This window comes from Bacillus sp. 2175, assembly GCF_057812155.1.
In genome coordinates, this window is sequence record NZ_CM173819.1 from 3,116,329 (window position 1) to 3,129,480 (window position 13,152).

Below are 13,152 nucleotides of genomic sequence, written 5' to 3' on the forward strand. Positions count from 1 at the left end.
TGTATTTTAGAATTTTAAGCATAGATAAAAAATTTTAACTATAGCCAATCGTTTTTACATACCTCTACATACATAGGTTAATAGATTGGTTTGCTACTTTTTTAGATTCAATTCATTTCTCAAAAATTATTCATTATATAAGCTATCTTTATATTTATTCATATACGTTATTTTTTGTGGTTCTGATAACATATTTATTGCCATCCACACATTCTTTTTCATTTCTAATTTTTGCATTGGTATCTCTTTTAAAAACTGATTACCTATAATCGCTTCCATTTCTTCATCAATTCTTTGTATAAGATTTTCTTCTGGATTATTTTGCAAAGAAGTATTTTTCAATCCCCATTTTGTTATTATAAATTCATTCATTTTATTCATAGGATTAATAATAGTAGCTTTACTAGTTAATCGTTTTTTTATTTCATCATGATAGATTTTAATTCTATATCCCTCTTTTAGTGGAATGATATCTTTTACAATTGTTACATTTGTTCCTTCCATTTCCTTCGTATAAATTTTTTCACCTTTTTCATTAAAGACCTCTATCGATGCATATTTTTCACCTGCATAATAGCTATGAGGCGTTTTAGTAGTAATCGTAAAAATAGCTCGATTTTGCTCTAAGTCTGTATTTAATACGGCAAACTGGTCATCTCCTAATCCTAGGAATTGAATCGTTTCATTTACCAACTTACTCACTTTCATTTCGTTAATATCAATCTTTAGACTATTATCTTTTTCTTTTACATAGGCATAATACGAACTGAAATGGTACATACTATTCGTTTTCCCACCTGAAATTTCAACCGTATACACTCCATTTGGTACGTCTTGTAAATTGATATCTGTTGTTTCAATTGTTTTCTCTTGAATAACTGTATTCCCTTCTTTTAATTTAATTTTTCCTCCTTTTAATGTATCTATTTCATTTGTATTTAAATGGATATGCAAATTCCCTTTTAGCCCAAGTGGAGCAATTTGCTGATTCGTAACTATTTCGAAGTTGGAGTTTATCGGAATATCAGGATCAACTATAGCTCTTGCTTTCGCTAATTGTGATTCAGGCACTATATAAGCTAAAGAAGTAACAGCCGGAAAACCTTTCGCCCTATTCATCTCTATTTGTTTATGATTAAGCTTAAAGCCCCATCTTTCAAAAACAGGTGTAAAATCAACTTGTCCATTCTCACTATAATACTGATTCATTAAATCTGGTAAAGAATGGTCACCTTTTTTGAAAGCAGCATTGCTAGCTAGTTTTCGATAACCTTGATACATTTTTGCAAATGCTTCATCGCCAGCTTTTTGTTTCGCCATCGTTAAAAGAATAAGTTTTTGTCGTAAATCTAAATCATCATAATTTTTATTTTCTTTCATTAAAGCATTATATAAATTCCGTTCTACCTGTTCCTTTTTCCCGAAATTAAACAACCAACCAACTTGATCTGCTTTTTTGCCGTATTTACTATATTGATATTGAACACCAAATAGATTATTAGAAACTTCTCCTGTAAATATTCCTTGATTATCAAAACCAGCTTGGTATCCATGAGCGATTTCATGTAAAGTTCCCCAACTTAGTTTATCTAACCACATCTTTGTACTATCTGTACTATTCGCTGTCCAATTTGTGCCATAATAGGCACCGCCAGCACCAGATATATCTGCTTTTAAGAAATAACGATTTTGACTTTTTTTATTTTCAAACGTTGAGCCATCTAAACCAATAATTGAATCATACATCACAAAAATATCTTCATAATACGCAATTAACTCATCCAATGATTGAAAATCTTTTAAAGATCTTACTAACTCTTTATCTTTTTTAGGTACAAATAATTGAAAACTCTCCCCTTGAAGTAACGCATACTCTCCATCAAATTGATCCCATGTACTAAAAAATTGAGATACACTTCCTTGTTGTTTATAAATGGGAAGGGGGTTAGTAGCACTTTCATTCCCTACTTGGTACTCAAGTACAGCGTGCTCTTCACCATACGGAGTATCTATGAAAGGAACTAAAGACGTATCACCTTGGATAGTAACCCATTCATTTCCTACTTGTATGGATTTTTCATTTTTTGAGTCATTAGACAATAAACGTAATGTTAATTTGTCTTTAAAATTAGGATTTGTTTGTCTTACCTTTAATGGTGTATTTCTCTTCAAAATAAATCCTAAATCTTGTCGGTCATGATATTTCCCCTTACTTATGCCCGCCTGAAATATCCAAGTAGGCTCTTCTAAACTAGTAATTTTTTTTGCATTTATTCGTTCATCAGCATGTAAGTGTATATTTCCTATGAGGAAAAACATTGTATACATTAGGCCTATAACAAGTAACCTTTTCATTTGCATATCTCCTTCTCTATTTTTTTATATACAAAATACAATAAAGCCCTCCTTCTTCACTTATAATTGTCGTCAATAAGTTACTTATCAGTGTAATTATTATAGTTACATTAACTCGTGATTATCAATCATTAAATGTATGTAATTTTGCATATATGAATATTTTGTGATAAATTCCAAAATATCGTATAATTATCAATATTTTTTCAGACATTATTCAATAAAAAAAACACGAAGACTCTTAAGTCTTCATGTTTTTTATACATGTTATTACACTTGTGATTGAATTAATTACTAAAATCTTTTTAATCGTAAAAAATCAATTATTTTTAGGCTGATAGCCGTACCTAATCTTTTACAATTTACTTATTCTTTTTGTTCTGTAATATTAAATTTTGAAACCAATTCCGTTAATTCTTCCACCTTTTCTTTCATTTTGTTGGATTGGATTGATATTTGTTCAATTGATACGGCCTGTGATTGAATTGAATTTACAGTTTGAAGAGTCTCCTTTTTCACATCCGTTGCAGTTTCAGAAACTAGCGAAAGAGAAGCATTTACTTCTTCTGTACCAGCAGACATCTCTTCTGTCGCTGCGGATACTTCTTGAATTTGACCTGTAATCTTATCAATATCTCTCATAATAGACAAGAAGGTTTGATTCGCTTTGTAAGCAGCTTCTTTTCCTTCTACTGCCTTTTGTTGTCCTTTTTGCATGACATTAACTGTATCTTGGGTATCTTTTTGAATGGATTTTATTAAATGATTAACTTCTTTTGCAGATTCTTTAGATTGCTCAGCCAAGTCTCGAACTTCTGCGGCAACCACTGCAAATCCTTTCCCATTCTCTCCAGCACGTGCCGCTTCAATAGCGGCATTTAAGGCAAGAAGATTCGTTTGTTCGGCAATATTAGTAATTGCAGCGAGAGCTGTATCAATCTGTTGTGTACGTGTAACAAGTTTATTTATTACTTTTGATGTTTCCTCGACAACATCATGCACACTATTCATTTGAAGAATAGAGTGATTTATCACTTCACTACCGATATTTATTCGTTCTGTAGTCGTTACTGCTACCTCAGCGACTACTGCTGAAGATTCAGCTACAGTTTGCACCCCGGTTGTAATTTCTTCCATTGAGGATGAGCTCTCCTGAATACTAGTTACCTGTCCTTCTATTTTTGTTTTTACTTCTAAAACAGTCTGTACAACCTCATTTGAAATACTAGACGCTTGATTTGTATCTTGTAATACACTCTCCGTAGTAAAAATAACCTCTTGTGTTGTCATCTTAACATTCGCAATTAATTGTTGAAGGTTATCTAACATACTATTAAAAGACTGAACAATATGCCCTAATTCATTATTTGCTTTATAAGGAGTACGTGTTGTTAAATCTCCAGCTGCTACTTTTTCCATATCATTTTGTAGTAATGCAAGTGGTTTTCGGATAGTTAATTTAATAACATATCCAATTAATATAATTATTAAAATTGCTAAAATCGAAATACTAACAAACATTATCATTGTATTTTGAGCACTATTATTATTTTCCTTCTGTAAAAGCTCTGCATTATTACTATTATATAAAATCAATTCACGAATTGATTTTATTGATTTTTGCATATTAGGTTCAATCTCTTTTAGATAATATGCATATGCTTCCTCATTATTAGACTTCCCTAATTCTTGTGCTTTCTTCATTTGAGTCCTTAATTCATTAAATGTTTCATGAAACGTGTTATATAATTCTTTTTCTTTAGTAGAAATAAGTTTAGCCTCAAACTGCTTTAAAAGATGATCATTTTCCTTACGAATCCCATCCATTTCTCTTATTAATTCGTTCATTCTTTTTTCATCTTTTGATAACATTATTTCCATAAAGTTCATATTAACGTGATAAAAATTAGATTCTACAATTCCAATCCACTCAATTGGCAGTAAATTATCCTCATACATATTAGAGGAAGTACTTTTCCCTCTTTCTAACCCCCAAAACCCTATTAGGGATAATACTATACATGCAATACTTGATATAGTTATTAATATGTTTAGTTTTGTACCAATCTTACTGTTTCTTAATAATTCCAATTCACTTTCTCCATTCTAATATATAGTTTAAGTAATGTATTTTATACCAAGAATCCAAAAATTACGATGTTTATTTTGTAATATGTAATTTTGCATATCGTCCACTACTGATTCAAAATAACCTAACATTGTAATTTTCGTTTTCCAAAAATTCATGATCATGAACACATCTCATTAATTCTTGAACTTCTTACCCAAAATATCCGCATATACTGTGGCACCAGGGAAAACCATCACTGGTATGATATATAAATTACGCTTCCATACAAGACTAGCTTAAAAATATTTTTCTTATTGCTCATTTTTCTATTCCCCCTCTATTAGAAGTACTCCTAGCACATCACACTAATAAAAACGATAATATTAAAAAATAAGGAAAGACATAATACGTATGTCTTTCCTCTAAAATTGTAATACTCAATATGCTCTTGGCTCTATTTGATTTTCCATTTAAATCCTCACATATCTTTCTTTATAATATCTCCTAACTCCATCCAATTTGTAATACGCGGGATATTGAGATATTGATTGTAAGAAGTAGTTTTTGCATATACATTTATCGGTTTTCCTATTAACGTTTCTAAAACAGCCGGCTTATCATCAAAGAAATAGTTTAATTTTATTTCTTGTATAAAGTGTATTTTTTCTTCATCCTTCATTCCATAGAAAAAGCGATCTTCATGTACCGGAAATCCTTTTTCTATTAACCATTTTTTTGTTTGCTCTCCATGCTCTTTAGGTCGCGCCGTTATATAGTAAATTTCATGTCCCTGTCTTTCTAATTCTTGCAATGTCTCTACAGCATACGGAAACGGTGAACAAGAAGTATAATAAATCTCATCCAGCAAACTATTCCACATATGACCGCCTTCCTCGGAAGTCATGCCAAATGCTTCATGAATTTCAATTGTTTTTAAAGAATGGAATACATCCAACCCTACTTTTTTGTTTAATTTCTTATTATATAAATGAAAAGCATGCTGCCTTAAATCAATTAGTGTATCATCGATATCAAATCCAAACTTCACTCTTCATCGCTCCTTTCTGCAATCCATTTATCGGAACATATAAGTAGTTTTTATTCCCCTTATTGCTCATCTTTCCGATATGCTGGATAGCCAATAAATCTATAATCTTTTCCAATCTGGGTAAATGATATATCCTTAAATTCAATTGCATCTTTCATTTTAGTAATACCAGTCCCCTCTACAAAACTAGGCGCCAATCTACCTCCAATAATTTTAGGTGCGAAATATAAAATAATTTTATCCATTAGTTTATTTTCAATAAACGAAGCATTTACTTCTCCACCACCTTCAATAAGCAGGGAGGAAACTCCTTTTTGTCCTAAAACATCAAGCATTTCATGTAAGTTTATATGCTTTTCTCCGCTAGTAACAAATACTTTAACTCCTGCATTTTCTAATGCTTTCTTTTTTTCCTCTGCATGATTACTTGTTGTAAATATCCAGGTAGGAGCTTCTCTATCTGTAACAACGTTAGCTTCCATCGGTATGCGTAATGTCGAGTCCAATATTACTCGAATTGGATTTCGGCCATTTGGAATACGCGTTGTCAATGATGGATTATCCTTTTGAACAGTATTCGCTCCTACTAAAATAGCCGCATTTTCGTTTCGTATTTGGTGTACTTCTTGTCTTGCTTCTGTAGATGTAATCCACTTACTATCCGATAAAGACGTAGCGATTTTCCCATCTAATGTAACTCCTGATTTAATCGTTACAAATGGGCGCTTTGTCAAAATATATTTATTAAAGACTTCATTCATTTTTTTAGATTCTTCTTCACACACTCCTACAAGTACTTCAATACCTGCATCTTGTAGAATTTTAATTCCACGTCCAGAAACAAGCGGGTTGGGATCAAGTGTAGCAACTACTACCTTCTTAATTCCTGCTTGTACAATTGCTTCAGCACAAGGCCCTGTTCTACCATGATGAGAACAAGGTTCAAGAGTTACATAAATTGTACCACCACGTGCCTGTTCTCCAGCCATACGTATCGCATGTATTTCGGCATGTGGTTCTCCGGCCTTCATATGTGCTCCGACCCCTACAATTCGATTATCATTTACAATTACAGATCCAACCAATGGATTTGGAGTCGTTTGTCCCTTCATAGCCTTGGCATTTTCTAGTGCTAGCTTCATATACAATTCATGCTCAAGCATGTAAGTGTCCCCCTTCAAAATGTCCAGAACGCTGAATCTTCGTTTGCAAATATTTCTCATTAAACTCTGAGACATCACCCCATAACGGTTCACGACTCGTAACATTTAATCCAGCTTTTTGTAACGCTTCTAATTTTTTCGGATTATTTGTAATAAGTTTTACAGGTTTTGAGCGTAGCGCTTTTAATACTTCAATTGTATCATCATAGTTTCGAACATCATCTTCAAAACCTAGGTTCAGATTAGCTTCTACTGTATCTAACCCATTTTCTTGCAAGAGGTACGTCATAGCTTTACTAAACAAGCCAATTCCTCTTCCTTCATGATTCGCTAAGTAAAATAAAGCACCTGAACCATGTTCTGTAATCATTTGTAAAGACTGCTTTAATTGGAATCCACAGTCACAACGTTTACTACCAAAGATATCACCGGTGTGACAAATACTATGCATACGAATTAGGGCATCTTCAGAATTCTCAAAATCACCATATACAAGTACACTAGATTGCTGCATATCAGCTAAATTAATAGATGAGAGTTTTTCGATAATTCCTTCTACACTATTTGTAACCTCACTACATTGTAACCAAGAATACCATTGAAAAACTTTAGTCTCCCCATATAAATTAATTGGCAATTTGATAGGACCTACTAAATAAATATCCTTTCCATCTTGATGTATAAATTGAATTTTATCTTCTAACATATGAATTGTATCTGTTGTAACCATTAGGTACCTCCTAGTATAGAGAATCTCTAAAATTCTCTTCCATTGTTATATTTTTTATTGTTTAACTTACACAACGTAAGTGTTTTTACAGATGCTATTCTTTTTTCTCTCAGCTTATATGCAATATGTATCATTACAACTTTGGCCATTTAAAGAAAAGAGTTTTAGTTACATAAAACAACTTAGTTACTTTATGTAAGTGAGTATACATTCGTAATCAATTTACGTCAAGTAATTAATTATAAAAACATTTGTTACTAATAGTAAGATGTTATATAATTTATTTTAGGAGGTGAAGGAAAATGAATGATTCTACATTATGCCCTCGCTTTGAAAAAGGAATGAAATTTTTTAGTCAACGATGGACAGCACTAATTATTTACCAACTTTTTTCTGGATCTCAGCGCTTTTGTACACTTGAATCTTCTCTTCCTGTTAGCGGAAGATTACTTTCAGAAAGATTGAAAGAATTAGAACTAGAAGGAATTGTCGAACGTAAAGTCTTTCCTGAGACACCAGTTCGTATAGAATATTCTTTAACTCAAAAAGGATTTGCTTTAGAAGCTATTATTCGCGGAATAGAAGAATGGTCACAGGAATGGATAGAACTTGAGGAATAACATAAAAGCTTTTTCGTATATAGTTTTAAGTAATCAAATTACAGATACCTATTATTAAAACGCTAATTTTTCAAGCATTTATGAAAAGCTAGCGTTTTTTAATAAATAAAATGTAAGAAATAAAGCAAGGTGATCAAAACGATCACCTTGTTCCCTTACAGATTAAAATAGTGTTTTAAAATCTTTTATTCATACATACTCGATTAATAAAAAAAACGAATAAGCTTTTTTATTAATAAACAGTTTTATTTTTACAATACAGTTAGCTTCCCCTGCTATTTGCGGACAGTAAGACCACCACTGATTAAATTTCTATTTTATTACATTCGAATATTACTTATGAAATTTCACACGCTCTTCAAGTGGTTGGAATTCTTTTTCACCTGGTGCAGCTGTTGGATTACCAAATGGCATTTGTGCAATTAGTTTCCAATTAGCAGGGACTTTCCATTCTTGTTTTACCTCATCGTCAATTAATGGATTATAATGTTGTAATGATGCCCCTAATCCCTCTGCTTCTAAACCTGTCCACACGACTAATTGGTGCATACCTGATGCTTGGTGTGACCAAATTGGGAAGTTTTCAGCATATGCAGCAAACTTTTCTTGAAGCGATTTAACGATAGCCTCATCTTCAAAGAATAATACTGTTCCATAACCAGCTTTAAAAGAATCCATTTTTTGTTGCGTTCCTGAAAAGTCTCCATCTCCAACTACTTTTCTTAATGTTTCAGTGGTAATATCCCATAATTTATCATGAGCTTCACCAAATAATACAACTAATCGTGCAGTTTGAGAATTGAAAGCGGATGGAGTATATTTCACAGCAAACTCCACGATTTCTTTAATTTTTTCATCCGATACTTGTACCTCTTTATTAATCCCATAGTAAGTACGTCTTTCTTTCAGTGCAGTATAGAAATCTTTTGTCATAATTCCGTTCCTCCTAAGTTTTAATATTCTTCAAAATGATACATCTCGAAGATAGTATGCGTTTAAATGAGTTCATTTTTGAATCATTGAACTTCCTAGCACCCATTGCCAGTCATTCTAAATCTAAACACACTGCTTCCTTCAGTTTTCCTAAAAAAAGCCTTATAACATCATTCATAAAATCTAATCATCATTCGGTACTATTTTACCCATTCTCTATTCATGTATCCTGCTTGTTTCATATTTACACAAATATGAAATGTAGCTACTTTAATCACCAAATTTCACATTAATTTAGAGCATCTTCAATTACAGCAATTTCGCTCACTCGAACAAAACGATGCAATTTAAAGAACATTGCAAAATTAAGTGCTACCTGTAAAAGAACCCTCTTAGCCGACTATAAGAAAAAATAATAAAAAGCCAAAAACGAACAATAATATGTTCATTCTTGGCTTTTACTTAACCATCACATTTATTTTTACTATTGCTTCAAATGATTTTTAACTGCCCTTATTACCAATTCGTGATCTTCTTCTGGTGGTAATCCTGAAACTGTTATCATTCCAATAACCCCTACGTTTTTTATTCTGATAGGAAAACATCCACCAAACGCAGCGTATTCTGAAGTATCTAAAAGATATTTTTCATTATAGGAGACCCCAGTTATTTCACTTTGTATCTGCATATAATACGAGCTACGATCATGCAGGGAAACGACTCGTTTTTTACGCTCAATCCATTTCGTATTTTCCTCATTTGTCCCTGTCATCTTGAAATGAAATAATTGCACACCATTTTTCGTTATATCAACAGCAATCAATTTCCCCTCTTGCTTTGCTGTTTCAACGATAAATAAACCTAGTTGCAAGGCATCTTCATTTGTAAAAGAGGAAAATTGAAGTGTTTCCTCCTCTTTTAAAATTTGTTTACTTATTTCATTCAAATTTGAAGTACTCATATCTTTGTCCCCCTTACTCACTTTATGCCAGATTGCTACTTTTAAAATTATGCAATCCTATCGTGCGGTCTTTCCATATAACTAATACCGTAAAGCGTATTCATTTCTTCTTGGTGCTATTATGAATTATATTTAACTCATTAAAAATGTATGTCCTCTAGTGCTAAACATTTCGTATAGAAGTTTTCTTCCGAATACTACTTACAAACATAAAAAACAGTTGATTGAGCAACCGGTTCGCTAAAAGTTTCATATGGGATATTCATTTAACCAAAGGAATGCTTGTTCATAATCATCAAAAAATTACACTCAATAAAGCAACCTTATGTACGAAAAGAGACTATGGAAAAGATGACCTTTTGTCACTCATTTAAAAAGGGACAAACTCTCCAAATGGAGAAGCCTGTCCCAAAATCGCTTTATTTTATTTTGCACTAGAACTAACAATCGTGAATTAGAATAATGACTTAATACTTGCTAAGACAGTAAGTACACCTACAATAATAACAAATACGTTACTCATTTTCCCTTTGTATTTAGCTAGTACTGGAACTTTTTGAATCGCATACATCGGTAATAGACATAAGATAGCAGCAACTAATGGACCGCTTAGAGAATCAATAAGTCCAAGAATACTTGGATTTGTATAAGCAACAAACCAGCATGATAATACAACAAAAGTAAGGATTACTGTCTTAATTGTTTTTTCTTCAATATCTTTTCCACGTGATTTACCGAACTTAATAATCATGTCACGCATTACTTCAAATGCTCCGATATAATGGCCAAGGAAAGACTTTGTAATAGCCACAAAAGCAATAATTGGAGCTGCAATAGTGATTACAGGCGAATTAAGCTCATTAGCAAGATATGAAAGAATTGATAAGTTTTGTTCTTTTGCCATTTTTATATCATCTGGAGTCAAGCTCAATGCGCTACTCCAAACGAAGAACATAACAACAGCGAATGTCATGATATAACAAACCTTTTGTATTTGCGCACATTTAGCATCAGTGGCTTCGATTCCATACGTAGCTCTCTGTTTCACAACAAATGATGAAATCATAGGTGAATGATTAAATGAGAATACGATGATTGGTAGAATCATCAATATCGTTCCAAAATAGCCTGTTCCTGTTGAAGCAGTTGAAACAGCTGAAAAACTAAGCATTGACGTATTCCACTGTGGAATTAAAGATATTGCGATAAAAAGTAAAGAAACTATGAAAGGATACACTAACATACTCATTACCTTTACAGTAATATCTTGACCAAAATTCAGTATAGCGATAAGACCAAGAACTAATACAAGTGATAAAATAGCTCTTGGAGGTTCTGGCATGTGCAATTGATGCACGATAAAACTACTTGCAGTGTTTGTAAGCGCAACCGAATACATTAGTACGATTGTATAAATTGAACCGAAATATACGATGTTAAAAATGATACTCGCTTTATTTCCGAAATACTCTCTAATTGTACCTGTGATCCCCTCATCAGCAGAATTAGAAGCGTATATCATTTTAGCAAGCGCCCTATGTGAGTAATACATAACTGGATATGCAAGTAATGTAATTAGTAGTAAAGATAATAAACCACCTGAACCTGCATTAATCGGTAAAAAGAGCACCCCTGCTCCAATTGCAGTTCCAAATAGACTGAGTGCCCATGTAGTATCCTGCTTATGCCACTTTTTCGGATCTGCATATTGCTCATTTTTTCGTGCGGTATTTTCAGCTTGAACTTCTATTTTCTTTGCAGTATTCCCGTTCATATAATAACTCCCCCTTGTATCTATTCCTGCATCTCTCTTTACACCTAACAAATATTCCCTTTTCGGAAAATGAATTCCTTACAAGTTGCCCCACTTTGTATGTCCTTCATCATAATGAATCCAAATTGAAACATTCGCTAGTTAGCGTCCTAATATAATTGTTAGCGTTCACAAAAAAGTTTACTCGTAATATCCGCTCTTTATATAAAGACCTCTTAAGAGAACAATATAGAATAGACTTCATAAATACGTTGCAACATTTCTAATAACAGTGTATTACTTTAATGGTTTCTCTTTTTTACTTTTAACAGTAATTTTAGATAAACCGGCCTCTCTTCATTTGCGAGGCATTTCTTTCTCAATTCTATACATTACCTTCATAACTTCGGTAGCACTGATGATACTGCTTACACAAGCCACTGAAGCACATTACATACATTTCGCCTCTAATCACACACCTTTCTTACTAGTAATCGCATTTTTTATATTTTCTCCAGAGATAATAAAATTTCTCTCGACGCCCTCATTATAACGTGTATATTTATAAAATTAATATTTTTATATTTTCAGAAATATTAAAGTGCAATAATTTTATATGGATAATATTTTACAGTTAGCATGTAGCCATTGTTTTTATCGCTTAAAGCTGAATTAGTTAGTAAAAAAATACAATAATACATTGTTGTTCTAGGTTACTCATTATAAAGATACTTATATCCCCTTTATCAAAAAATTTCATTTTAAACATAAAAGATATTCTAATAAATAATTAATGTAGGTAAAAAGAAAAAATTCCAAAATAAAAAAAAACCAAATTTTAGGATATATATTATTAATATTGAATTCATATACATTTTAAAAAGATACACTGAGTAAAAAACAAAAAAGCTGCCCCATATGGACAGCTCATTTACATAATTATCGTTATCAGGAATATCTCTATGTTTGTAATGAATCGTTTTTACATCATTTCCTTTTATGCGAAAAGTAATTGTGTCCTCTCCATAAGGCGGATTGTGTGCACCCTCAAAAGTTTAAATTTTAAAATCCCTCATTAACTAGCTCTTTTATCGAGTTTAATTTTGAAGAAAGCTCGATAAACCATTCTTCATCCCCTGTTAATAATGCAAGATCTATAAGATAAAGGATTTGTTCCTTATTTATTACCTTTGATTCAGGGAGTTTGTTAACGTGTTTACTAAAGAGTAAAATCGCTTCGTTTATTGTGTACTGGCCGTCACGTTTCACAATACTAACTGTAACTATATCCTCTACATCATCAAGTGATACAATATAACCAACTATTAATTCACCTTCATTTGATATTCCACGAACCCAATCTCCTACTTTTAAAACATGATTATTATTTGACATCATACCGTTTCACCTTCCTATAAATATTTTTTGTGACAATAAAAAAGATATAAAAACAATTATACTGTAATATTTTTCATTACATTTAAGTGTTAAGAACTCACGGCTATATAATAATTAAGC

Annotated in this window: 11 protein-coding genes and 1 pseudogene; 1 reads left to right on the top strand and 11 read right to left on the bottom strand. The window is 32.1% G+C overall.

Annotation, left to right across the window (positions count from 1 at the left end):
* Window positions 1-126: 126 nt before the first annotated feature.
* From ACXKY9_RS16250 to ACXKY9_RS16275, 6 genes are all read right to left on the bottom strand, one after another.
* Window positions 127-2,355 (bottom strand): putative mucin/carbohydrate-binding domain-containing protein, encoded by a 2,229-nt coding sequence (locus tag ACXKY9_RS16250; protein WP_000826248.1) that lies wholly within the window; start codon window positions 2,353-2,355, stop codon window positions 127-129.
* A 366-nt stretch (window positions 2,356-2,721) separates the two neighbouring features.
* Window positions 2,722-4,446: a methyl-accepting chemotaxis protein gene (locus tag ACXKY9_RS16255; protein WP_000422000.1), complete on the bottom strand. Its 1,725-nt coding sequence runs from the start codon at window positions 4,444-4,446 to the stop codon at window positions 2,722-2,724.
* A 27-nt stretch (window positions 4,447-4,473) separates the two neighbouring features.
* Window positions 4,474-4,602, bottom strand: a complete 129-nt coding sequence (locus ACXKY9_RS16260; RefSeq protein ID WP_003284944.1) for a hypothetical protein — start codon at window positions 4,600-4,602, stop codon at window positions 4,474-4,476.
* A gap of 302 nt (window positions 4,603-4,904) precedes the next feature.
* Window positions 4,905-5,474, bottom strand: coding sequence for a 5' nucleotidase, NT5C type (locus ACXKY9_RS16265; RefSeq protein ID WP_000668223.1), 570 nt, complete (start codon window positions 5,472-5,474; stop codon window positions 4,905-4,907).
* A 59-nt stretch (window positions 5,475-5,533) separates the two neighbouring features.
* A complete protein-coding gene (gene ribD, locus ACXKY9_RS16270) occupies window positions 5,534-6,637 on the bottom strand; it encodes a bifunctional diaminohydroxyphosphoribosylaminopyrimidine deaminase/5-amino-6-(5-phosphoribosylamino)uracil reductase RibD (protein WP_000889429.1) in 1,104 nt (367 codons plus the stop codon).
* Window positions 6,630-7,367: a GTP cyclohydrolase II gene (locus ACXKY9_RS16275; RefSeq protein WP_000258865.1), complete on the bottom strand. Its 738-nt coding sequence runs from the start codon at window positions 7,365-7,367 to the stop codon at window positions 6,630-6,632. Before ACXKY9_RS16275 ends, ribD begins: the two co-directional genes overlap by 8 nt.
* A gap of 302 nt (window positions 7,368-7,669) precedes the next feature.
* On the opposite strand from ACXKY9_RS16275, the gene ACXKY9_RS16280 reads away from it, so the two are divergent.
* A complete protein-coding gene (locus ACXKY9_RS16280; RefSeq protein ID WP_001000104.1) occupies window positions 7,670-7,987 on the top strand; it encodes a winged helix-turn-helix transcriptional regulator in 318 nt (105 codons plus the stop codon).
* Window positions 7,988-8,320: 333 nt separating this feature from the next.
* Here ACXKY9_RS16280 and ACXKY9_RS16285 read toward each other — a convergent pair whose 3' ends face one another.
* From ACXKY9_RS16285 to ACXKY9_RS16305, 5 genes and pseudogenes are all read right to left on the bottom strand, one after another.
* Complete coding sequence (locus ACXKY9_RS16285; RefSeq protein ID WP_000158937.1) at window positions 8,321-8,920, bottom strand: nitroreductase family protein; 600 nt, start codon at window positions 8,918-8,920, stop codon at window positions 8,321-8,323.
* Between the two features lie 484 nt (window positions 8,921-9,404).
* Window positions 9,405-9,881: a heme-degrading domain-containing protein gene (locus tag ACXKY9_RS16290; RefSeq protein ID WP_000107937.1), complete on the bottom strand. Its 477-nt coding sequence runs from the start codon at window positions 9,879-9,881 to the stop codon at window positions 9,405-9,407.
* A gap of 454 nt (window positions 9,882-10,335) precedes the next feature.
* Window positions 10,336-11,655, bottom strand: a complete 1,320-nt coding sequence (locus ACXKY9_RS16295; protein ID WP_001014190.1) for an aromatic amino acid transport family protein — start codon at window positions 11,653-11,655, stop codon at window positions 10,336-10,338.
* Between the two features lie 920 nt (window positions 11,656-12,575).
* Window positions 12,576-12,689 (bottom strand): annotated as a pseudogene (locus ACXKY9_RS16300) (DUF3888 domain-containing protein); the annotation flags it as partial.
* 7 nt (window positions 12,690-12,696) lie between these two features.
* Window positions 12,697-13,032, bottom strand: coding sequence for an IDEAL domain-containing protein (locus ACXKY9_RS16305; RefSeq protein WP_000987462.1), 336 nt, complete (start codon window positions 13,030-13,032; stop codon window positions 12,697-12,699).
* Window positions 13,033-13,152: the final 120 nt, after the last annotated feature.

Coding starts and splice junctions, on each gene's coding strand:
- ACXKY9_RS16250 (WP_000826248.1), bottom strand. CDS start 2,355: ATGAAAAGGTTACTTGTTATAGGCCTAATGTATACAATGTTTTTCCTC.
- ACXKY9_RS16260 (WP_003284944.1), bottom strand. CDS start 4,602: ATGAATTTTTGGAAAACGAAAATTACAATGTTAGGTTATTTTGAATCA.
- ribD (WP_000889429.1), bottom strand. CDS start 6,637: ATGCTTGAGCATGAATTGTATATGAAGCTAGCACTAGAAAATGCCAAG.
- ACXKY9_RS16275 (WP_000258865.1), bottom strand. CDS start 7,367: ATGGTTACAACAGATACAATTCATATGTTAGAAGATAAAATTCAATTT.
- ACXKY9_RS16280 (WP_001000104.1), top strand. CDS start 7,670: ATGAATGATTCTACATTATGCCCTCGCTTTGAAAAAGGAATGAAATTT.
- ACXKY9_RS16285 (WP_000158937.1), bottom strand. CDS start 8,920: ATGACAAAAGATTTCTATACTGCACTGAAAGAAAGACGTACTTACTAT.
- ACXKY9_RS16290 (WP_000107937.1), bottom strand. CDS start 9,881: ATGAGTACTTCAAATTTGAATGAAATAAGTAAACAAATTTTAAAAGAG.
- ACXKY9_RS16295 (WP_001014190.1), bottom strand. CDS start 11,655: ATGAACGGGAATACTGCAAAGAAAATAGAAGTTCAAGCTGAAAATACC.
- ACXKY9_RS16305 (WP_000987462.1), bottom strand. CDS start 13,032: ATGATGTCAAATAATAATCATGTTTTAAAAGTAGGAGATTGGGTTCGT.